Source organism: Microbacterium ureisolvens (genome assembly GCF_019511645.1).
Lineage (GTDB): Bacteria > Actinomycetota > Actinomycetes > Actinomycetales > Microbacteriaceae > Microbacterium > Microbacterium ureisolvens_A.
The window spans coordinates 39,588-62,091 of record NZ_JAEUAX010000015.1 but is presented as its reverse complement, the minus strand read 5'-3'; the positions used below and the strand labels follow the sequence as shown (position 1 = coordinate 62,091).

17 protein-coding genes are annotated in these 22,504 nt (G+C 70.0%); 10 read left to right on the top strand and 7 right to left on the bottom strand.

Going from position 1 to position 22,504, the window contains the following annotated elements:
• Positions 1-1,109 precede the first annotated feature (1,109 nt).
• The 5 genes from JNB61_RS18315 to JNB61_RS18295 all read right to left on the bottom strand — a co-directional run bounded on the left by JNB61_RS18315 (position 1,110) and on the right by JNB61_RS18295 (position 7,735).
• Positions 1,110-2,252 (bottom strand): glycosyltransferase, encoded by a 1,143-nt coding sequence (locus JNB61_RS18315; protein ID WP_308291300.1) that lies wholly within the window; start codon positions 2,250-2,252, stop codon positions 1,110-1,112.
• Between the two features lie 37 nt (positions 2,253-2,289).
• Positions 2,290-3,942 (bottom strand): sugar transferase, encoded by a 1,653-nt coding sequence (locus JNB61_RS18310; protein WP_308291299.1) that lies wholly within the window; start codon positions 3,940-3,942, stop codon positions 2,290-2,292.
• Positions 3,943-4,471: 529 nt separating this feature from the next.
• Positions 4,472-5,356, bottom strand: coding sequence for a hypothetical protein (locus JNB61_RS18305; protein ID WP_220340570.1), 885 nt, complete (start codon positions 5,354-5,356; stop codon positions 4,472-4,474).
• Positions 5,357-5,369: 13 nt separating this feature from the next.
• Positions 5,370-7,073 carry a polysaccharide biosynthesis tyrosine autokinase gene (locus JNB61_RS18300; RefSeq protein ID WP_220340569.1) on the bottom strand — a complete coding sequence of 568 codons (1,704 nt, stop codon included), beginning with the start codon at positions 7,071-7,073 and terminating at the stop codon, positions 5,370-5,372.
• A gap of 71 nt (positions 7,074-7,144) precedes the next feature.
• Positions 7,145-7,735, bottom strand: coding sequence for an arsenate reductase/protein-tyrosine-phosphatase family protein (locus tag JNB61_RS18295; RefSeq protein WP_220340568.1), 591 nt, complete (start codon positions 7,733-7,735; stop codon positions 7,145-7,147).
• Positions 7,736-7,770: 35 nt separating this feature from the next.
• Between JNB61_RS18295 and JNB61_RS20570 the strand changes: the two genes are divergently transcribed.
• From JNB61_RS20570 to JNB61_RS18275, 4 genes are all read left to right on the top strand, one after another.
• The gene (locus JNB61_RS20570; RefSeq protein WP_220340567.1) at positions 7,771-8,640 is read left to right on the top strand and encodes a CPBP family intramembrane glutamic endopeptidase; all 870 of its coding nucleotides are present in this window, start codon (positions 7,771-7,773) and stop codon (positions 8,638-8,640) included.
• Positions 8,641-8,836: 196 nt separating this feature from the next.
• Positions 8,837-9,361 carry an LPXTG cell wall anchor domain-containing protein gene (locus JNB61_RS18285; RefSeq protein ID WP_220340566.1) on the top strand — a complete coding sequence of 175 codons (525 nt, stop codon included), beginning with the start codon at positions 8,837-8,839 and terminating at the stop codon, positions 9,359-9,361.
• Between the two features lie 68 nt (positions 9,362-9,429).
• Complete coding sequence (locus JNB61_RS18280; RefSeq protein ID WP_220340565.1) at positions 9,430-10,167, top strand: CPBP family intramembrane glutamic endopeptidase; 738 nt, start codon at positions 9,430-9,432, stop codon at positions 10,165-10,167.
• 845 nt (positions 10,168-11,012) lie between these two features.
• Positions 11,013-12,803, top strand: coding sequence for an HNH endonuclease signature motif containing protein (locus tag JNB61_RS18275; RefSeq protein ID WP_220340564.1), 1,791 nt, complete (start codon positions 11,013-11,015; stop codon positions 12,801-12,803).
• 58 nt (positions 12,804-12,861) lie between these two features.
• Here JNB61_RS18275 and JNB61_RS18270 read toward each other — a convergent pair whose 3' ends face one another.
• Positions 12,862-13,308 (bottom strand): hypothetical protein, encoded by a 447-nt coding sequence (locus tag JNB61_RS18270; protein ID WP_220340587.1) that lies wholly within the window; start codon positions 13,306-13,308, stop codon positions 12,862-12,864.
• A gap of 159 nt (positions 13,309-13,467) precedes the next feature.
• Here JNB61_RS18270 and rplM point away from each other — a divergent pair, with 159 nt between their 5' ends.
• From rplM to JNB61_RS18240, 6 genes are all read left to right on the top strand, one after another.
• Positions 13,468-13,914 (top strand): 50S ribosomal protein L13, encoded by a 447-nt coding sequence (gene rplM, locus JNB61_RS18265; RefSeq protein ID WP_116194399.1) that lies wholly within the window; start codon positions 13,468-13,470, stop codon positions 13,912-13,914.
• 25 nt (positions 13,915-13,939) lie between these two features.
• Entirely contained in the window at positions 13,940-14,416 is a 477-nt protein-coding gene (rpsI, locus tag JNB61_RS18260) for a 30S ribosomal protein S9 (RefSeq protein WP_045301569.1), read from the top strand.
• Positions 14,417-14,432: 16 nt separating this feature from the next.
• Positions 14,433-15,791 (top strand): phosphoglucosamine mutase, encoded by a 1,359-nt coding sequence (glmM, locus tag JNB61_RS18255; protein ID WP_220288290.1) that lies wholly within the window; start codon positions 14,433-14,435, stop codon positions 15,789-15,791.
• Positions 15,792-17,537: 1,746 nt separating this feature from the next.
• Positions 17,538-18,497: a hypothetical protein gene (locus tag JNB61_RS18250; protein ID WP_220340563.1), complete on the top strand. Its 960-nt coding sequence runs from the start codon at positions 17,538-17,540 to the stop codon at positions 18,495-18,497.
• Between the two features lie 84 nt (positions 18,498-18,581).
• Positions 18,582-19,418 (top strand): universal stress protein, encoded by an 837-nt coding sequence (locus tag JNB61_RS18245; protein ID WP_220340562.1) that lies wholly within the window; start codon positions 18,582-18,584, stop codon positions 19,416-19,418.
• Positions 19,419-19,457: 39 nt separating this feature from the next.
• Positions 19,458-20,504, top strand: a complete 1,047-nt coding sequence (locus JNB61_RS18240; protein ID WP_220340561.1) for a LacI family DNA-binding transcriptional regulator — start codon at positions 19,458-19,460, stop codon at positions 20,502-20,504.
• 138 nt (positions 20,505-20,642) lie between these two features.
• Here the strand turns inward: JNB61_RS18240 and JNB61_RS18235 are convergent, their stop codons facing one another.
• Entirely contained in the window at positions 20,643-22,295 is a 1,653-nt protein-coding gene (locus JNB61_RS18235; protein ID WP_220340560.1) for a glycoside hydrolase family 32 protein, read from the bottom strand.
• Between the last annotated feature and the right edge of the window lie 209 nt (positions 22,296-22,504).

Genomic DNA, 22,504 nt, shown 5'->3' with positions numbered 1-22,504 from the left:
TCGCACCGCAGACGCCGTCCGAGTGACGACAAGGACGCGGTCGCTTCCGGGCCTCGGCGAACGTGGGACTGCGTTTGCCGGCGGGTCACGCAAGGAGACCCCTGCGAAGCAAGCTGACATCGGTGATCGGCCATGGCGGTGTAGGTCTATCCGTGGTCGGCATGATGAACGAGCCCATCGAGCCGGCCGCCGACGCCCCACGCGGCCATGTCCAACACTTGCAGCGGCAGGAAGTCCGAGCGCAACGTCGACGCGACGTTCCGCCCGACGATGCGCCGCGAGCAGACGTCGGTGACGAACGCAACGCACGCGAACCGGACCGCGTCGGGACAACCGTGATGTCGCAGACCCAAAGCCGCCTGGCCGCGGGAGCGCCGAATCGACGGTTGACGAGGTTGCGGGCAGAATGGTCGTCTTGTCGAGGCGGGTAGTCAACACCCGATTTCGACGTGCGGACATCTGCACCCTGGCGAGGCGCGTAAGCCGCCCGGCCTGGTCGGGGCCGACGTCCCAACCTGGCCGACGCATCAGCGCATGCATCTTCCAGCGCCCGGTACCGCCGTAGTTCTCCGCACGTTGCCGCGACCCCCGGCACCAGCAGGTTGTGCCGCAGCTGCCTGCCGCCGGGGCGACGGCGGCGGCGCGGTGGCCACGGGGTGCGAGGAGGCCTGACTTGCCGGTCGGAGGACACGGCAGATTAGCTCGACCTTGAAACGATCCCGGTACCCATCGATAAACCGGATCATTTCGGTCACGGCTGGTCGAGTTCCTTCCCAAAGACCGTTCGCGGCCTTGGGGGCCTCGTTGGTCTGCGCAACTCGGCGTTCTCCTTCTGCAGTCGCTTGATCTCCGCCGTCGACCCCTTAAAGCGACGCCGCCACGACCGCACCGTGCCCGTGCTCATCCCGAGCAGCCCGGCCACGCCCCGGGTGGCGGCCATCAACGTCGGGTGCTCCGGCCGCGCCCGCCAGCACCAGCATCGTGCGCTGCCGCATCTCCGGCGAGAGCCATACGCCGTGGACCGTCGACCCCGCACAACGCTTGGCTGCCCTGCAAACGACGGTCAAGTTACCGCGAGTGCGGAAAACTCGCCGAGAGCGTCCGCCATCTCAGGGGTGAAGCAGTTCCGAGGCGTCTTCGAAGTCCTTCTCGGGTACTTCCGCACTGACACTGATCAAGGCTGAGAGTGCGGCAGTGTACGAGCTGTTGACACCGTCCCACGAGTACCGCTGCCGCGCACGTCGTTTGTTAGCTTGGCCCTGGATCTCAAGTCCTGCTTCGTCGGCCAGTGCCTTGATAATCGTTTCGGCAATGTCCTCCGCTTTCGGTTCGACGAACTCGCCAGTCCCCAGGACTTCGCGGTTGTAAGCGGTGTCCCTCGCAACGACAGGGGCCCCAAGTGCCATCGCCTGCACGAGAGCTGGATTCGTACCGCCGACGCTGTGTCCGTGAAAGTACACACCGGCATGTTGCCAAAGGCTGTGGAGCCGGCGATCGTCGCTAACATGGCCCAGCCAGCGCACGCGCTCGTACCTGTCCGCGAGCGCTTGCGCCCGCTCATCAAGATCGCCTCCATACCCTGACGAGCCAACGATGACGACATCTGCGGACTCGGCGATGCGCGGGGCCGCCTCGAGGAACTCGGCCACCGTATTCTCGGGCACGAAGCGGGCCACCATCAGGGCATATTGGCGATGTCTGAGGCCAGGCTCGAGCGGCAACTCTTCGTCGATGAAGTCTCCGCCATAGGGAATGAACTCGCCATCGAGACCAAACTCGTCATGCCAACGTCGCCCGATCTCGTTGGCGTCGAAGACCAAGCGCGTGGCATGTCTGGCTGTCCACTTTGCTCCGTTGTGGAACACCCATTTCGCCAGGCGACCCCACTTGGCTCTGTCCCACTCGATTCCGTCGACGTTGACCAGCGTAGGGATCCCCGCGGCTTTGAGGAGCGGCAGCCAGTAGCCGTTCGCTACGTTCATCACAAGCGCCACATCGGGGCGTTGCGAAACGGCGTGACGGACAGCTGTATACCCGTAGCTGAGCGTGCTGAAGGACTTCGTCTCGAGTCCGTTTGTCTCCACCACCCGAACGCGGGGATCGCGGCTCGGGTCGTCGGGGCGCGTTGCGCCCGGACGGCTGTACACAGTTACATCCCACCCCTCGTCCGCAAGGAAGGGGGCCAGCTTGCGAACCGCTGTTTCGAAGCCGCCGTAATAGCTCGGATAGCCGCGGGTACCGATGATCGCCACAGAAGGCAAGATTGATCCCTTCGATAGTCAGGAACGGTCAGTGAGCAGAATCGCCGGGAGAGAGCGCGGCACGCGCAGTCTTGACGAGAATTACGAAGTCTCCCATCAGAGACCAGTTCTCGACATAGGCGAGATCGAGCCGGACGGAGTCCCCCCATGACAGTGACGAACGACCGCCCACCTGCCATGCACCCGTGATGCCCGGCTTCATGAGGAAGCGCCGGTGAACGTGCGTGTCGTACATTGCGACCTCGCTCGCTAGGGGCGGGCGGGGCCCAACAAGCGACATGTTGCCCGCGAGGACGTTGAACAGCTGGGGCAACTCGTCGAGGCTGTACTTGCGCATGATTTTGCCGACCGGCGTGACACGCGGGTCGTCAGCCATCTTGAAGAGAACCTCATTGCCTGAGTTCTGCTTCTCGCGCAGGTCGACCAAGAGCTCTTCCGCGTTTACTACCATCGAGCGGAACTTCAGCATCTCGAACTCACGGCCCTTCAGGCCGACTCGCTTCTGACGGAAGAGCACAGGGCCTTCGGAAGTCAAACGGACGCTGATGGCCAGGAAGGCCATCAGCGGGCTGATGAGGATCAGTCCGATGACAGAGATCAGGAGGTCCATCGTGCGCTTCGCAATGCGTTGCCCGCGGCTGAACTTCGGGGTCTCGACGTGAATCAGTGGAAGACCGGCGACCGGGCGGGTGTGAATGCGTGGGCCGGCGATGTCGGCGATGCTCGGGGCGAGCACCAGGTGCTGGCGGCCCGCCTCGAGTGCCCAGGAGATCTGCTTCACCTTCATGGTTGGCAGATCGTCGGTGCTGGTCACGGCGACAGTGTCGGCCCCCGTTGCGGCGATGGCTCGCTCGACATTGTCGACAGTGCCCATAACGGGAACCGACGTACCGGGAATCGTCGCGGCGATCTTGCCGGAGGGGACACATGCGCCGACCACGTGGTACCCCGCGGTAGGCGAGCGCTGGAGCTCACGTGCGATTGCGGCGACTGATTCCTCAGAGCCGACGAGCAGGACCTTCGCGGAGTACTGCCCGACCCACCGCTGAGCGATGAGCCACTGACGCCAGAGCCAGCGTTCGAGCAGCAGAACGAAGATGCCGAGCGGGAGTGCGATGAGCAGATACCCGCGGGCGACGTCGACACGGAACAGGAAGGCGAGGATCGCGATGGCGCCGAAGAACGTAAAGCTCGCTCGGGCCACGCGTACATATTCGGTCGGGCCGTTGCCGATGACGCGGTGGTCGCGGGAGTCAATGAGGGAGAGGGCCCACATCCAGGCGACGACGAGGACTGCCGAGAAGATCCAGTAGGAGAACTCGTTGAATCGGGAGTCCTGGCGGATGGCGACCTGCGCGTTGCCCCAGCCGAACCACAGCAGTTGCGTGCCATAGACGGCCCAGATGAGGACGAAGGCATCGCTCAGCCACAGGCGAGTGGCGTAGGCGCGGCGCCACGAAGAGGGACCGGAAGCGGATTGCTCGGGTGCCTGGGGCGTTCCGACTCGCTCGTTCGTCGCTCGCTCAACGACCGAAACCGAGGAGGTTTCGGCTGCCGCGTCCGGGCTCGCCGAAGGAGCGGCTGCCCGTGCCTGGGGATGGGCTGGCGACTCCGTTGGCGCGTCGATCTGGGGATTCGACGACACAGTGCCTTCTCGCTTTGTGGTGGTGTTCCCGGCCACCACGGGAAGAGTATCAGTAGGCGGGCGCGGAGGAATGTACGAGGTCGGCATGGAATTCCTTGGGGGAGGAAAGGGCTCTCTCATTATGAGAGAACCCTCATCATGCCCGGGTTCATGTTTCGTGCGAAGACACGGAATCTCAAGATTCGCTCAAGGAGAGGTGGCGCGCCGCGCTTCAGGCGTTTCGACTCGCTCGTTCCTCCTCGCTCAACGAACGGGTCGCGAAGCGAGAACTGAACCGGACAGAAGGAGCCCGCCGCGGCTGTCGGGAAGTCGCGGCGGACTCGGTGTGGGCCTGCTACTCGAAGGCGATCACCAGGAGGCTCGCGCCCGTCCCCCTGAGCGGGGCAAAGCCCACGCGCTCAGCGCGACCCGCATTCGGTGTCGCTGTCTCGGCATATCGACCTCGGCTCTCGTCCTGCGCTCCGGGTGGCGCAAAACCGGACGGCCCCGTCCGACAGCCCCAGTGTGCCGGACGCGAGACATGTTCCTCGCCGACGGCTCCTGCGTCAAGGGCAACCCTGCGACGTCACGGGATGCCGACGAGCGCGTCGCCGATCCACGCCACGACGCCATCACCTCGCGTGGCGATCGCGACCGGGGCGGCAGCATCCGCTCCCTCAGCACAGCCCACCGGCGACGCGACGTCGGGAGTGCCGGCGGCCACTCGGGCGATCGCCACACCGGCGCACTCGTCGGAACGATGGGCGACGAGAACGTCTGATCCGTCGATGGTGACGGCCAGCGCGTTCTCCGGGGCCAGTGCGACCCACTCCCCGGCCGACCAGGACCACGCGCGGCCGTCGCAGACCAGCGCGATCACGTCGCCGAAGGCGTGGAGCCCGAAGGCGGCGGGGCACGGCGCCGGCACCGGGCCAGACGGAAGGTTCACCGAACCCGGATCGCTCGGGTCGACGTAGCGCGAGGCGGCGAGCACGTCGGGGTAGGGGTCCCAGAACTCGCCGCGCGTGTACGTGCGCAGCGCCTGCGGCTCGCAGTCGGCCACGGCGGCGACGATCTCGGCGTCGCGGGCCGAGAAGGCCTCGAGCGTCTGCACCTGGGCGATGCCCCGGTAGGTGGGGGTCACGTCGGTCCAGGTCGCGCCCTGGTCGTACGAGCGCTCGATCAGCGGCGCCGGGCCGGTGCAGGAGCCGGCCGTGGCGCGCCACCACACCTCGGAGCCGAGCCCGAGCATGCGGGTCTGCTCGAGGCTCGGGGCGGCGGCCTGCGTGGGGGTCGGGGTCGGCGTCGGCGTCTGCACGCCGAGCGTGAACGTCGGCACCGGTTCCGCCTCGCCGCTCACGGCGTCCGGGCGCGCGTGCTGGAGCGCGGCGAGCACGAGCACGCCGACGATGGCGACGAGCACGGCGATTCCCGCGACCGCGACCCATTTCGCGGCGCCCTCACGTTGCATGGCGTTCCCGGGGTCAGGGGAGGGGGTCGTTGCGGCCGGGCGCGTTCGCCGCGCCGCCCGCCTGCCGGATGATGTCGTCGAGCGTCAGCTTCGCGTCGGCCGCACCGGCCTGCGACGGTGCGCTCGCCGGATCGGTGACGGCGGGGATCGAACGCACCTGGTTCGGCGCGGCCGCGGGAGCGGCAGCGGGTGCCGAGCCGCCTGCCGGGCGCGCGGCCGGAGCCGTGGCCGCCGCTGGGGCGGCCGCAGGGGCGGGGGACGCGGTGCGGGCGGGCCCGGTCGACGTCCGTGCCGGAGGCGCGGCGGGCTTGGGGTCTTTGCCGCGCTTGCGCTTCTTGGCGGCCGGAGCATCGGCGACGTAGCCGTACGAGCCGTAGCCGTAGCCGTACCCGTAGGCGTACGAGTCGGGGCCGCGCGTCGGCACCATCGTCATCGCCACACCGGCGATGCGCGCGCCGGCGACGTTCAGCGCATCGACCGCGCCCGTGAGCTGGTGGCGGTTGGTGTGACCGGCGCGCACCACGAGGATCGCCCCGCTGGTCGCGTTCGCCAGGATCGCAGCATCCGTCACCGGAAGCAGGGGAGGAGCATCGCAGAGCACGACGTCGAAGTCGCGCTCGAGAGCCTCGAGCAGCTGGTGCATGCTCTTCGAGCCCAAGAGCTCGCTCGGGTTCGGCGGGATCTTGCCCGCCGGCAGCACGTAGAGGCTGCGGTTGCCCCACGGCAGCATGACGTCGGCCAGGCGCGCGCGGCCGATCAGCACGTCGGTGAGGCCGGCGCCGCCCTCGACGCCGAGGTACTCGGCCACCTTGGGCTTGCGCAGGTCGGTGTCGAGCAGCGCCACGCGCTTGCCGGCATCGGCCAGCGCGATGGCCAGGTTGATGGTCGTGGTCGACTTGCCCTCGCTCGGCACGCTCGAGGTGATCACGTACGAGGCGTGCCCCTCGGTGTCGAGGAACTGCAGGTTCGTGCGCATCGCGCGGAACGACTCGGCTCGCGGGCTGAGCGGGTCGGCGTGCACGATGAGCGGGCGCTCCTTCGCCTTCGGGTCGAAGGCGATCGCACCCAGCAGCGGCCGGTCGGTGACCTGCTCCACATCGCGCGGGGTGCGGATGCGCGTGTCGAGCACGGCCCGCAGCACCGCCACGCCGATGCCCAGCGCGAGACCCACCAGCGCGCCGAGCGCGAGGTTGAGCGGGACGTTCGGGCTCGACGGCTTGAGCGGCGGCAGCGCGTCTTTCACACGCTCGACGCGCACGGGGCTCGTGTCGGTGCCGTTCGGCGTCTCGAGCCGCTCGACGACGGACTTCAGCGAAGCACCCAGGGCGTTGGCGATATCGGCCGCCTGCACCGGATCGGGGCCGGTCACCGTGATGGTGATCAGGGTCGTGTTCAGGGCAGCGGATGCCTCGACCGTGGCCGAGAGCTCGTTCGCAGTCATGCCGAGGTCGAGCTCGGCGATCACCGGATTCATCACGATCGGCGTCGTGACGAGGTTCGTGTACGTCTGCACGCGGGACTGCGTGAAGTTGGATCCCTGCTGCAGATCCTGGATGGTCGAACCCGACTGGGTCGACACGAAGACCGTGCTCTGCGCTTCGTACTGGGGCGTACGGGTGAGCGACCAGGCCGCTGCGACGCCGATCCCGACCAGGGTGGCGACAACGATGATCACCCAGTTCTTGCGCAGGATCCGGATGTAGTCGGTGAGCTCCATGTCGCCTCTCGTGGGGGTTGGGCGGTGCTCCGTGAATTGTTGCACAGGGCCCGGTGAGCACCCGGAAAGCGTTACGTCAGCGCAGTGCGCACGGTGGCCGCGACGGCCGTGACGGCGGGCTCGAGCTGCCGGGCCGACAGCAGGTACGTCTCCCACGGCTGGCGGTACGGGTCGATCACGTCGTCGTCCTCGGGATCCTCCGGCTGCGGCACGAGACCCCGGTAAGACGCGATCACGGATGCCGCGGCCCTGAGCTTCTCGGAGGGGTAGTCCGCAGCATCCGCCGCCGCTTTGATCTCGGATTCGGGCACCACGGCGGCGATGCGCGCGAACTCGCGGATCGTGAACGTGGAACGCAGCCGCGACGGTGCCAGCTCGGCGATCGCGCGGCGGTGTACGCGGGTCATCGCGAGGATGAGGTCGGGCGACACGAGGTGCTGTTCGGTGAGGAACCGCGACCGATGCTCGACCGTCTCGGACTCCGGAACGCCGAGCGCCACGGCGATGTGCGCCGCCTCGGGAGTCATCGGCGCGGCGGGCAGTCCCCGCGTGCCGGCGCTCGAGACGTGGGGCGCCAGATCGGCGAGGCGATCGCGCAGCAGCTGCTCGGCGAGGGGCGAGCGGCAGATGTTGCCCGTGCACACCGTCAGGATGTCGAACAAGAGAGGGCCTCCACACGGCGGGGTAGCGTAGGCGCGTGCCCGATCAGCCTAGCGACGCTGCACCCGTGGTCGACCTGTGGTCGCTCGAGCCGCCGGCGGCTGCGCCCGCGGCTGGCCCCGCCGATGCTCTTGCGGAGGGGGCGCCGGTCGAAGAGGTCGCTGCTCCGCGGCGGTCGCGGCGGAGCGCGCACGAGGCCCGCACGGACTGGCGGCTCGGCGGGCGCACGGTCTACCGGTGGCGCGAAGGCCTGCTCGCGGTCGCGCTGATCTCGCTCGGCGCCGGCGTGCTGCTCGGGGCGCTCGTCGCCGCGGTCTGGGATTCACCGTGGGCCGCAGCATCCGCCACCGTCATCGTCTGGATCGGGATGCTGCTGCCCATCGCGTGGGCCTTCACCCGGTCGCGCCCGATCGGCCTGCTGCGCATTCGCGCGCTGGACGTGCTCTACGGGCTCGTGCTGGGCGCGCTGCTGCGCACGACGCAGGGGTGGCTCGAGGGGCTCGATGGGACGCCCGCCCTGCTCCCGACGCTGGTGCAGGTGGACGGGGTCGTGCCGTTGTCGACGGTGGTGTTCGACGTCGTCGCGCCGGTCGTCGTCGCGCCGGTGGTGGAGGAGTTCTTCTTCCGGGGCGTGCTGCTCGTCGCGCTGTACACGGTGCTGCGGCGGCCCTTCGGCAAGTTCGCCGCGGGGCTCGCGGCGGCGCTCGTGTCGACGGCGCTCTTCGTGCTGATGCACGGGATCTCGTCGGTCGGCGACGTGAGCGGAGTGGTGTCGCTCTCGCTCCTCGGGATGGTGTGCGCGATGCTCGTGCTGCTCACCGGACGCATCTGGGCAGCAGTGCTCGTGCACGCGGTCTACAACGCCTCATACGTGGCGTTGGGGCTGCTCGCGGGCGCAATGACCTAGGTCATTGGGCAATCTGCGCTCTTTTGTCCCCCAAAGGGGGGACAACAGCGGCAATTTGTTACTTTCTGGAAACCCTGGGCCTCTCATCGAACTCTCAGAATGCTGTAGCGTGTGACGGGTCGGGCAACCGGGGAGCGCTTGCCCGACACAAATCCCCCCAGCCGATGACGCGCAAAAACCTCGGGAGATCTCTGCCATGTTCAAGAAGACTTTCGCCGCGATCGCTGTCGCCGGCCTGCTGGTTCTCGGCGGCGCCGGTGCGGCTTCCGCCGACTACACCCCTGACCCGCCGACCGTCGTGGTGAGTGACACCACGCCCGCCGTGGGTCAGACCATCACCATCACGTTCAACAACCTGAACGTCCCCTTCGTGCGCATCACCGTCACCCCCGGCCAGGGCGTCACGCTCGCATCGCTGGTGCACGCCGCCGGCTCGGGCGGAGTCGAGAAGCAGGTCGTCAACGGCTCGGCTTCGGTGCAGTTCACCGCCAGCCAGACCGGCACCTACACGGTCACCGCCGCGGACGGCGAGGGCAACGTCGTCGGCACGCAGACCCTCACCGTCGGCACGGCCGCTTCGAGCGGTGGCTCGGGCCAGCTGCCCGCCACGGGTGGCGAGGTTCCCGGCGCGATCATCTGGCTCGGCGTCGGCGCCATCGGCCTCGGCGGCATCGCGGTCGCGGCAGCGGTCGCCCGTCGTCGCGCGGCAGCCAACCGCTGACCTACGACATCACGAAGACCCCGGGCTCAGGCCCGGGGTCTTCGCCTTATCCAGAGGTCGGGGGGCCAATGGTGAACAACGGTGCCGAGGTGTCGGCAGGTTCGACGATCGGCGGGCGAGCCTGGCGGCATCCGTGGGTGGCTTTGGCGGTCGCGGCCGTGGGGGCGCTGCTCGCCGCGGCCGTGATCCTGTGGCTGCCGTCTCTGCACTTCGCGCTCTCCGGCTGGCCGCTGGTGGTGGTCGCGCTCGTCGACCTGCTGCTGCTGTCGGCTCCGCTGCTGGGTGCGGTGATGGTGGCCGCGCGGGTCACGCAGGAGCGGTTCGCGGCCGCCACCGGACTCCGCGGATTCTCGTGGATCGACCTGGTCGCCGGGCTCGGCGTCGGGCTCATCGCGCGAGCGCTGGTGGAGCTTGTCGCGCCGTCCGCCGGCGGGCTCGGGGGCGGGTTGGTCATGGACTCCGGCTTCGTGGCCGCGACGATCGTCGGCCTGGTCGGCGCCGTGCTGGTGACTCCTCTGGTCGAGGAGCTGTTCTTCCGTGGCCTGCTCCAGCGCGCGCTGGGCGATGCGCTCGCCGGGGCGGGCCGGTGGGTCGCGGGTGCGGTCGCCGTGCTGTTCTCGACGGCACTGTTCGCCGGACTGCACGCGCTGGCCGCAGGAGCGTTCGTGCCGACGGGGCTGCTGCTCGGAACCTTGGCCGTGGGGCTGGGATGCGGCGTGCTGACGCTGCTCAGCGGAAGGCTCGCGGGGGCCTTGATCGCGCACGTCACCTTCAACGCGATCGGGGCGGCGCTGCTGATCTGGTGAGGCGGCGGGGGACGCGGCATCCGTTCCTCTTATATAGGGGAGGGTGCGGGGCGGATGTGGTGCGGTGGCGTGCGTCTTGTACGGCCCGGCGTCTGCCTCCTATATAGGGGAGGGTGCGGGCGCGGGGTCCGTTCCTCTCTTATGGGGCAGAGTAGGCGTTGCGGCTTTGTCGTGGCGCGGTCGCGGTGCCTATATGTACGCGGTCTGGGTGCCCCTCATACACGCGGTCTGGGTGCCGCTGATTTAGCGGTAGGTGGGCACGGGGTGAGCCGGCGTCCGCCTCCATGGGATGGGGATTGCCAGCACCACGGAGGGGCGGGGGCGCGGCAGCCGTTCCCCTTTATATAGGGGAGGGTGCGAGGGCGCGGGATCCGTTCCTCTATTGGGGAGGGTGCGGGGGCGGATGTGGTGCGGTGGCGTGCCTCTTGTAGGGCCCGGCGTCTGCCTCCTATATAGGGGAGGGGTTGCTGGTGCCGAGGATCGGTCGGGTACCTCTTTATATGCGGCGGTTTTCGGCGCCTCTCATGCGGCGGTCGGTGGGCATCGGGTGAGCTGACGTTCGGACGTCTGCGATTTGCGCCCGAAGGCGGAGAACCTTATGTAGGGGAGGGCGCGGGGGCGGATGTGGTGCCGTGACGTGCTCTTGTATGGCCCGGCGCCTGCCTTCTATATAGGGGGGTGCTGGCGCCAACGATCGGTCGGGTACCTCTTTATTTGGGTCGGCTTTCGGTGTCTCATGCGGCGGTCGGTGGGCATCGGGCGAGTCGATGTTCGGAAGTCTGCGATCTGCGCTGAAGGTCGAGAACATAGGTTCGAATGTCGGAGGCTCATGAGATGCTTCAGGTATGAACTTCCTTTCCGACATGCGGGGCCGGCTCGACCGGCTCGTGGCATGGTCGGAGCTGGATGTCGACACTGAGGCACTCCCGTCTAGTGTGTCGCGGCTGAGCGATGCGTCGGTGCTCCAGATCCTCGCCGAGGTCGGCGCGATCGCGAACGACGCGGACCGGCTGCAGGCGGTGATCGTCGGAGTGGCGGCCACCCGGTCCTCGCGCGACCGCGGCCAGGGCGGACTCGCCGCCGGGCAGGGCTTCTCCACGCCCGAGAAGCTGATCCAATCGATCACCGGTGGCACGAGGGCCGACGCCGTGCGTCAGGTGCGCGTCGGCAAGTCGCTGGTGGAGGGGATGGATGCTGCGTCCCCGCCGCTCGACCCAGGGGCCGGCGTTTCGGGGGCGCCGGGGCCCGCGGGCGAGGAGCTGCCGGGGTTCGGTGCCGACGAGGGCGTCGGCGGCGGGGTGGAGGCGCAGGTCGAGGCCCCGACGCGGGTGGTGCCGTGGGATGAGCCGCTGCGGCGGGGAATCCTCGAAGGGCGGCTGACGACGGCGCAGCATGACGCGATCCGGCGCGGGCTCGGCGAGCCTCGAGTGGCGACCGCCGACCGCGGCGACGTCGACCCGGCGGAGGTGGCCGCCCGCGAGGCGGGGGCCCGCCAGGCGGCGGGCGCGGAAGGCGACCCGGAGTCGATTGTCTTCGATCCGATGGATCCGGCCGCGCAGGACGCCCGCGAAGCCATAGTGCGTGAGGCGTGGACGCTCGCTGCCGAAGCGCTCGCGGCCGAAGCATCGGGGCTGCCGGTGGAGGAATTGGCCAAGCGCGCGCGGACCATGCGAGACATGCTCGACCCGGTCGGGGCGGAGGAACGGTACGGCCGACGGTTCGAGAACCGCGGATTCCGGATGTGGACCGACGGGGACGGACAGGACCGCAGCACCATCGCCTTCGACGATGAGATGGGGGCGTTCGTCCGCGCCATGCTGGCTGCGGGATTGCGTCCGCGCCGCGGTGGCCCGCGCTTCATGACCGACGACGAGCGTGCACAAGCGGAGGACCTGATCGACGACCCGCGCACGAACGACCAGCTCGCGTACGACCTGCTGATGGACATCATCCGAGCCGGCGCGCTCGCCCAGGCCAAGAGCGTGTTCGGATCGAGGCAGCCGGGCGTGCGGATGGTCGTTGTCAAAGACGCCGGCCCCCGCGATGCCTTCGGCCGCCTTCTCGCCGTCGGGCACGACATGGACGGTGGTTGCGCTCTGCCGGGTTCGGTGATCGACCGGAACGCGTGCGCGAACGGGTTCATCGAGATCATCGTCGATCCTGAGGGCAACCCGTTCGACCTAGGACGCGAGGCCCGCATGTATTCAGCGGCACAGCGACTCGCGCTCGCCGTTCGTGACGGGGGCTGTGTGTGGCCCGGCTGCGATCGGCCCCCGTCATACTGCGAAGCGCACCACTGCGACCACTTCTCCGAGGGCGGCAACACCGACGTCGATCGCGGCGTACTGCTCTGTCGGTTTCACCACATGAAGCTGCACAACACGGGATGGCGCATCACCAGGGACGGGAAAGGGCCGTTCGTGCTCCGCCCGCCCGCCGGCGAGGGTGCCCCGATCGTGCTGGTGTCGAAGTCGGCGTGGAGCTGGGCGTGGGATCCGCCCCGACCACCCGACCGAACCGAGTGGCGACAACCCCCGGACCTACCACCCAGACCCGGCAGCCCGGGTGCGCGGGCGCCCGAACCGCACAGCTCGGCCGAGCGTGCCCGAGGCGCCGGGACGAGAACCGGTACCTGAATCCCAGCGGGCGGGCGCCCTCCACCGGGGGACCGGCGAGATATAGAGATGTGTGCGCCTATATAGAGAGGTCTGTCCCTCTGTAGAGGTCTGTCCGCCGGTAGAGGTCTGTCCGCCGGGAGAGGTCTGTCGGCCTGGAGAGGTCTGTCCGCCGGGAGATGTCTGTCGGCCTGGAGAGGTCTGTCGGCCTGGAGATGTCTGTCGGCCTGGAGATGTCTGTCGGCCTGGAGAGGTCTGTCGGCCTGGAGAGGTCTGTCGGCCTGGAGAGGTCTGTCGGCCTGGAGAGGTCTGTCGGCCTGGAGAGGTCTGTCGGCCTGGAGAGGTCTGTCGGCCTGGAGAGGTCTGTCCGCCTGGAGAGGTCTGCCCGCCTGTAGAGGTCTGTCCCCCTATATAGAGGAGCGTGTCTCCATAAAGAGATGCGTGCCGGGATGAAGAAGGGTGCGCTCGGCGTGGCGGCGCCGAACCGGAGAGACCTGACGGTAGGGCGTCGGTTTGGTCGAAGCATCCGTGTCGCGTACTATTGATCTTTGGTGTCCGGCTCAGCTGACCCGGCACCGCGAACGTGAGCCCTCCACTGGCGTGTTCGGTCTCTCATCGAGAGACAGAACCACCCCGGAGTGGGATTCACGAACCTCTCCGTTCGAATCAAGAAAGCAGCACTACTGTGACGCGCACTTACACCCCCAAGGCTGGCGAAGCCCAGCGCGAGTGGCTGGTCATCGACGCGACTGACGTCGTCCTCGGCCGCCTCGCCTCGCACGCTGCCGCGCTCCTGCGTGGCAAGCACAAGGCGACCTTCGCCCCCCACGTCGACATGGGCGACTTCGTCATCATCATCAACGCCGACAAGGTCGCGCTGACGGGCCAGAAGCTCGAGCAGAAGAAGGCCTACCGTCACTCGGGCTACCCGGGGGGCCTCAAGTCGGTCACCTACGCGGAGCTTCTCGAGAAGAACCCGGTCCGTGCCGTGGAGAAGGCCGTCCGCGGCATGCTCCCCAAGAACACCCTCGGCGCCAACCAGCTGTCGAAGCTCAAGGTGTACCGCGGTGCCGAGCACCCGCACGCCGCGCAGAAGCCCACCGCGTACGTTTTCGACCAGGTCGCCCAGTAAGCGCCGCACAGAACAGGACACACTGATGGCGAACATCGAAGAAACCCCCACGAGCTACTCCACCGAGACCGCGATCGACGAGACCGTCGTCGCCGCCGAGCGCCCCGTGCTCTCGGTCTCGGGCGCCGCAGTCGGTCGCCGCAAGCAGGCCATCGCCCGCGTGCGCGTCATCCCCGGCTCGGGCACCATCACGGTCAACGGCCGTGCGTTCGAGGACTACTTCCCGAACAAGCTCCACCAGCAGCTCATCACCGACCCGTTCACGGTCCTCAACCTCACGGGTGCGTACGACGTCATCGTTCGCATCTCGGGTGGCGGCCCCTCGGGCCAGGCCGGTGCGCTCCGCCTCGGCATCGCCCGTGCGCTGAACGAGATCGACGTCGAGAACAACCGCCCGACCCTCAAGAAGGCCGGCTTCCTCTCGCGCGACGCTCGCGTCATCGAGCGCAAGAAGGCCGGTCTCAAGAAGGCCCGCAAGGCGCCGCAGTACTCGAAGCGCTGATCGGCTTCCACTCCGTATGCCGATCTTTGGCACGGACGGGGTGAGGGGGCTGGCCAACGGCCCCCTCACCGCCGATCTCGCACTGTCCCTGGCCCAGGCGACCGCCGTCGTCCTGGGCCAGGGCCGTTCCGCCGAGGCGCGCCGCGCCGCGGGCAAGCGGCTCACCGCCGTCGTCGCCCGCGACCCGCGCGTCTCCGGTGAGTTCCTCTCCGCCGCGGTCGAAGCCGGCCTGGCCTCATCCGGCGTCGACGTCTATGACGCCGGCGTGCTGCCGACCCCCGCAGCGGCGTTCCTGATCGCCGACATCGATGCCGACTTCGGCGTCATGGTCTCGGCATCCCACAATCCCGCACCCGACAACGGCATCAAGATCTTCGCCCGCGGCGGCGTGAAGCTGCCCGACGTCGTCGAAGAGCGCATCGAAGCCGCGATGTCGGGTCCCAAGCTGCAGCCCACGGGCGCCGAGGTCGGTCGCATCCGCCGATTCGCCGACGCCGAAGACCGCTACGTCGTGCACCTGCTCGGCTCGCTGCCGCACCGCCTCGACGGGATCCACGTCGTGCTCGACTGCGCGCACGGCGCCGCATCGGGCGTCTCGCCCGAGACGTTCGCCGACGCCGGCGCACAGGTCACCGTCATCGGTGCCGATCCCGACGGCTGGAACATCAACGACGGCGTGGGCTCGACCCACCTCGACCAGCTCGCCGAACACGTCGTGCGCGTCGGTGCCGACGTCGGCATCGCGCACGACGGCGACGCCGACCGCTGCCTCGCGGTCGACGCGAACGGCAAGGTCGTCGACGGCGACCAGATCATGGCGATCCTCGCGGTCTCGATGAAGAGCCGGGGCCAGCTGAAGGACGACACCCTCGTCGCCACGGTGATGAGCAACCTCGGACTCCACCGCGCCATGTCGGCCCACGGCATCCACGTCGAGACCACGGCGGTCGGCGACCGCTACGTGCTCGAGCGCATGAACGAGCGGGCCTTCTCGCTCGGCGGCGAACAGTCGGGCCACGTCATCATGAGCGACTACGCCACGACCGGCGACGGACTCCTCACCGGCCTGCACCTGGTCGCCGAGATGGCCCGCACCGGCAAGACGCTCGAAGAGCTCGCGTCGATCATGACCGTGTACCCGCAGGTGCTCGTGAACGTGAAGGACGTCGATCGTTCCCGCGCCGCCACCGACGAGGGCGTTCAGGATGCCGTCGCCCGCGCTTCCGCCCAGCTCGGCCTCTCGGGCCGCGTGCTGCTGCGCCCGTCGGGCACCGAGCAGCTCGTGCGGGTGATGGTCGAGGCATCCTCCGAGGACGAAGCCAGACGGCACGCCGACGAGCTCGCCGGCGTCGTCCGCGAGCGCCTCTCGCTGTAATCAGCCTCGGCTCCGGGTCCGCGCCCGGAGTCGCGAAGGGTGGATCCCGGCACGCCACGCGTGCGGGATCCACCCTTTTTCGCGGTTCTTGAGGCCCGGGCGCTCTGAACGGGTGCGTATGCCGTGAAGGGAATGGATGCTGCGGCGCGGCGCGTCGCGACCGGGTTGGTCGAACGGTCGTAGCGCGGTGACGACAGACAGATGCGGCCGTTCAGGCCGGGTGCCGCGCCCTGCCGACGGTGCTGGATGCCGTCACGGGCGGCGGCTCGCAGACCCCTATGGCCGAGGCAGGGGATCAGGGGAAAACCCCCATGTGAGCGCGTTGACGCCGACATACACTGGCGTCCTTCTCAGCGATGAGAGGGGGGATCGAGCATGGGCGTTCGGAGCCACTACCGCGTGCCGCAGAGCGATCGACCGCGAGATGCCGCGGATGAGAGCGACCTCGAGGCCGAACGCTCGCGCGAAGCGGCGCTGGCCGGTCTCTTCGGCCCCCTCGCCGCCGAGGAGCGCCAGCAGCCGATCGCCATGGCGGCGGCCAGCGCGCGCCTGATGGCTCGCCACGGTGCGGCAGCTGTCACACTGCCGGGGTCGGCCCCGACGGTAGGCGGATTGGTCTCTGTTCCGGCAGCGGCGGTGACCGTGCGGACGGATGTGCCGATCGTGGCGGTCGCGCCGGGAACGGGGCGGGCACCCGCGTCGACGAACGCGGCGCCCGTCGCGAACGGTGCCGCCGGACCCTCTGCGCCCGCGCCGGTGATGCCCGCGACCGGGGCTCCCGATGCGCGTGCGGAGGAGAAGGAAGGGGTGTCACTCCCACCGCCCGATGCCCGCCACACGCGTGCCGCACCCGATCCTCAGGGCGCATCGGCTGCGATCGGGGAATTTCCCGCCGCCGAGGTTGCCGCGGCGATTCCGCTCGCGACGATCGAGCCCGCGCCGCTCGACGTCGCTGTTCGGACTGCGGCGGCCGGGCCTGGGGACCCGGCCGCCGCTTCTGCGTTGGAGAGGGCTGGGGATCCGGCTCGGGCGTTGGGGGCGGCGCCCGGATTGCCTGGCGCGGACGGTGCCGGGGATCGGGCTTGGGCGTTGGGGACGGCGCCCGAGCTGCCTGGCGCGGCTGGGGCTGAGGAACCGGCGGCCGCTTCCGAGTTGTCTGGGTTGGCGGGGACTGGGGATCCGGCTCGGGCGTTGGGCACGGCGCCCGGGCTTCCCGACGTGGCTGGGGCCGGAGATCCGGCTCAAGCGTTGCGGACGGCGCCCGAGCTGCCTGGCGCGGCCGGGGCCGGGGATCCGGCGGCCGCTTCCGAGTTGTCTGGGTTGGCGGTAACTGGGGATCCGGCTCGGGCGTTGGGCACGGCGCCCGGGCTGCCCGACGTGGCTGGGGCCGGAGATCCGGCTCAAGCGTTGCGGACGGCGCCCGAGCTGCCTGGCGCGGCCGGGGCCGGGGATCCGGCGGCCGCTTCCGAGTTGTCTGGGTTGGCGGGGACTGGGGATCCGGCTCGGGCGTTGGGGACAGCGCCCGGGCTGCCTGGCGTGGCCAGGGCTGGGGATCGGGCTTGGGCGTTGGGGACGGCGCCTGAACTGCCTGGCGTGACCGGGGCCGGGGGTGTGGTCGCTCCGCCATTGCCGGACCCGGTGAAGCCGGGTCTGATGACAGAGCCCACGAATCTCTCGGAGCGACCCGCGCATGCGGCGCCGGCTGCACCCGCGCCCCGTCCTTCTCGCCGGGCACGGCGGAGCGGAATGGTGAAGTGGGGGGTGGCTGCAGCATCCGTCATCGTCGTCGCCGGCGTCGCCATCGCCGGAACCCTCACGGTGCAATCCGCGCAAGCTCGCGATCGCCTCGCGGCGGCGGTCGCTCTGTGGGACGCGGCCGACCAGACGGCCGCCGCGGCACAGAGCAACCTGGACGCCGCGATGCGCGACTACAGCGCGCTGGCCGCACAGGGAGCAGATGCGGTTGCCGCCGCCGCTTCGGTGATCGCCCAGCTCGGCGGCATGAGCGACGAAACCGCGCGGCTCGCGGCGCAGGCGACACTCGACGCGTTGACGGCGCAGAGCGCTGTCGACCCCGTGGCCGAGCCGGCCGCCTACGGAGCCGCCGAGATCGACACCACCGATCTCGAAGCGCTCGCGGCGGCGGCGGACGCTGCGCAAGCCCACGGCAAGGAGCTCGACGCCGCGGCGTCAGACGTGCGCGATGCGGCGGCGACATTCGAGGGACGAATCGACGACGCGCGCGCGGCGCTGTTCGCCCTCGGCGCCTCGCTGCCCTCATCGGCCGACCGGATCGTGGCAGAGAACCCGCTGCCCGCTGCGCCCCTGCATGACGCCGTCCGCGCCGCGGCGGGTGCAGCTGCGGCGGCCACGGAAGAGGCCGCCGCGCTCGAGGCGATGGGAACGTACGCGGGCGCCGTGGCGGCGCTGCGCGACGAGCAGACCCGGATCGCCGCGGAGCAGCAGCGGATGCGCGAACTGCAGGAGCAGCGCTCGCAGACACCGCGCACCCCGCGGACGGAAGACCCGGTGCCCGCTCCCGCACCCGCGCCCCAGCCGGCGCCCGGGGCGGAAGAACCCACGGTTCCCGAACCGGCGCCCCAGCCCGAACCGCAACCGCAGCCCGAACCGGAGCCCGAGCCCCCGGCCGAGCCGAACCCCGGCGACGAATGGCCGTGGCCGTGGCCCTGGCCCGACGAGTCCTGATCAGCGAGCGGATTTCTCACGGGCCGGCATGCACCGCTGCGGGGTCCGGTCGGGCTAACGTGGGGGCATCCGAGAGGAGCCAACGTGGGTGAACCTATCGTCGTCGGAGTCACGGACGCCCCTGCCGCCCAGCGCGCGGTGGAGTGGGCGGTGAAGCGCGCATCGGCCCATCGCCTGCCGCTCAAGCTCATCGAAGTCGTCGGCGGAGCCGTCGGCGCGGTGGGCGAGGACGAAGTGCTGGATGCCGCCGTCGCCGCCGCTCGCGAGCGGGTCGAGGCCACAGCATCCGCTCTTCCTCGTCTCGGGCTGAAGGTGTACATGCGCGTCGAACGCGGCAACCCTGTCGCCGTATTGACGGAGGCGTCGGCCCGCGCATCGCTCCTGGTGATCGGCAGCGATCACACCGGCGGGGCGGCGCATCGCCGTGGCGCGCACGGCCTGCGCATCGCCGCGGGAGCGCACTGCCCCGTCGTGGTGGTGCCCGACGTCGACGTGTCGGACCGCAGCGGAGTCGTGGTCGGCGTCGACGGATCGCCTGTGTCGGAGAAGGCCGTGGCCTTCGCCGCGGCCGAGGCCGACCGCCTCGGCGAACCGCTGATCGCCGTCGCGGTGTGGACGCCGCTCGAGGTGCCGCGCAACATGGGCGCCTACCCCGTGCAGTACCTCGAGAACATGGAGAAGCTCACGGCCGAAGCCCTTAGGCTCTCGCTCGCGGGCCTCGCCTCGCGCTACCCCGACCTCGAGATCGTGCGCCGCGTCGAGCGCGGCTACCCGTCGCACGTCATCAACGAGCTCGCGGCCTCGGCACGTCTCGCCGTGGTCGGCTCACACGGCCGCGGCGCGCTCGCCCGGTTCCTGCTCGGCTCGATCAGCCAGGAAGTGCTCGCACGACTCGCCACCGTGACCGCCGTGGTGCGCTGAGAACTCAACGGAGGGAGGCTCGGCCCATAGGCTGGGCGTATGTCTGGGAAGACCGGCGGACGCGCGCGCGTCAGCGATGTGGCCGCGGCCGCCGGCGTCTCGGCGACGACGGTCTCGCACGCGCTGAGCGGCGCACGGGCGGTGAACGCCGAGACGCGTGAGCGCATCCTCGCTGTCGCGCGTGAGCTCGGCTACGTCCCCGACCGCGTGGCGAGCGGCCTGCGCCGCCGCCGCACCGGCGTCGTCGGACTGATCGGCGACGATCTCGCGGCGACCCCGTTCGCCGGTCGCATCATCGAGGGAGCCCGACGCGCAGGGCTCGAGCGCGACGTGCTGCTGATGGTCGCCGAGAGCGGGGGCGACCCCGACGCGGAACGCGACCTGGTCGCGCGGTTCCTCGCTCAGCGGGTCGACGGCCTGCTGATCGCCCGCATGTATCACCAGCGCGTCGCACAGCCCGAGGTGCCCGACAGCGTGCCCGTCGTGCTCGTCGACGCCGCACCGGAGCCGGGCTGGGAGGTCGACGCCGTCGTGCCCGACGAGGCGCAGATCGCCGCCCTCGCGTGCGAGCGCCTCACGCGCGAGGGGCACCGCGACATCGCCTACGTCGGGACCACCGACGAGTCCCGCGCGGCCCGAGGCCGCCTGATCGGCGTGCGATCCGCCCTGGGGGACTCGGGCATCGCCCTGGGCGACGGGCGCCTCGACTTCTGCGCATCCGATGCCGCCGGAGGTCGCGAGGCGGGCGGGCGACTGCTCGACCAGCCCGTCCCGCCCACGGCGGTGATCTGCTTCAACGACCAGATCGCGATGGGAGTGATGCAGGCGGCCGCCCGCCGAAGCATTCCCGTCCCGCAGGGCCTCTCCGTCGTCGGGATCGACGACCTGCATCCCGTCGCCGACGCGCTCGACCCCGGGCTCACCACGATCGCGCTGCCCCACGACGAGATGGGGCGGTGGGGGATGACGCGCCTCCTCGACCGGATCGAGGGCACCGCGCCCCCGCTCGGCGACGGCGTGCACCTGCTGCGGGGCTGGCTCGTCGAACGGCAGTCCGTCGCGGTGCCGGCGCCCCTCGCAGGTTGACCGCTAACCGTGCGGCGTCTCCCGCCCGAGGCGGAACCTCAGAGCGGGATGAGGCTCGCGCCGGCGACCGTCAACCGCGCGGCGACTCCCGCTCGACCGGCGCGACGCGCAGCGGAGTCAGGCTCGCGCCGTCGACCGCTAACCGCGCGGCGACTCCCGCTCGACCGGGGCGACGCGCAGCGGAGTGAGGCTCGCCCCCGTGACGGCGACCTCCTCGCGGGCACCCTCGAGCTGCAGACCCCGCGCGCCCGTCGTGCCGAACGTCGCCATCGTCAGCGCGGCGCGCCCGTCGCCCGCGAAGACCTCGATCGAGGCGGCGTCCACCACGATGTCGAGCGCGATGCGCCCATCCGTCGATTCCACCGCCGCCGTGCGCACCTCGCGGTAGGCGTCGGGCATCGTGCCCGCGACGGCGTCCGCATCGCGTGCGACGAACACCGACTGAGCCTCGAAGTCGTAGCCGACCGTGGCGAAGCTGCCGTCGCCCGTCAGCACCTTCACCCGGAGCTCGCCGGCCGGGCTCGCAGCATCCAATCGCAATCGATACGCACCCGATCGCGGCACCGCGACGTCCACGATCTCGCCGTCGCCCAGCCGCGCATCGTCGAGGCGCTCCGGGTCACCCGAGACCGCGTCGAGCGCCGGCGCCGGCGTCGAGTGCAGCGTCGCGCGCCCGTCGTCGTCCCGCAGCGTGATCTGCCGCACGAGCGAATCCGATCCGCCGTGCCAGTCCTCGGTCGGGAACCGGCCCGCGTAGGCCCAGTTGTTCATCCAGCCGATGCCGTACCGCGACGCGAGGCGGTCGGTCTCGTCGAGGCGCGGGTCGTCCCACGTGACGGCCGCGTAGTAGTCGGGGCCGTGATCCAGCCACTGGTGGCCGGTGCCGTCGGCGGTGAAGCGCTCGCCGTCCCATTCGCCCACCCAGTACGCGGTTCCCGTCGCCTTGCCCTCCGCGGCGCCGTTCGCGCCCGCGACGAGCACCCAGCGCACGTCGTCGGGGTCGCCGTCGACCGCCATGGGGAACAGGTCGGGGCATTCGAGAACGCCGAGATCCGTCGTGACGAAGTCGGACGTGTACGTCCAGTCGCGCAGGTTCGGCGAGGTGTAGAACCCGATGCGGTCGTGCTCGGCGAGGGCCATCACCCAGTGGCCGGCCGCGTCGTCCCAGAAGACGCGGGGGTCGCGCCAGTCGGCGACGCCGGGATTGTCCATCACCGGATTGCCCTCGAACGACTCGAAGCGGTAGCCCCCGTCGCGCGAGACGAACAGCGACTGGCGCTGCACGCCGTCGACCTGCTGCGTCACGAGCGCGATGACGGCGCCCTCGCCGAAGCCGGCGGTGTTCTTCTCGTCGACGACCGCGGTGCCGGTCCAGATGTCGCCGAGCCCGTTCGTGTACTTGTCGATCGCGACGCCCTCGTCCTTCCAGTGCACGAGGTCGGTCGAGGTCGCGTGGTACCACGCGGTGCCGTTGCCGTCGGGATAGTCGGCGTTGTAGAGGTAGTAGTAGTGCCACACGCCTTCGAGGAGGAACGGCTTCTGCGGGTCGTTCATCCAGTTCTCGCCGGGCGTGAGGTGGATCCCTGGCCGATGCGGTGACCAATCGGCGGGCCGCGCGGAGTCGTCGGCCGACGGCGCGGTCGGCGTAGGGCGCGCCTCGGGGCTGTCGCCCGATGGCCGCAGCAGGGCGATCGCCGTTCCGAGCACGAGAGCGACCACCGCGATGGCCGCCGCCGCCCAGACGAGGGCGCGCCGCCAGGGGAATGCGGTGGGGGCGTCAGGAGCGGGCATCACGGATCCTTTCCGGTGGGCGGTCGGAGTGTGTCGGCGGGGCGTTTCAGGAACGGTCTGCCGGGTCGGGGTCGGGGTCGGGGTCGGACTCGGTCCTCAATCGAGGAGACGGGCCGAGATGCGGAGCCGAACGCCGAAGGTCTCCCTCATCCCGGCTCCGGACCTCGAATGAGGATCCGGAAACCCAGGACGGACGGAGTGGATGCCTC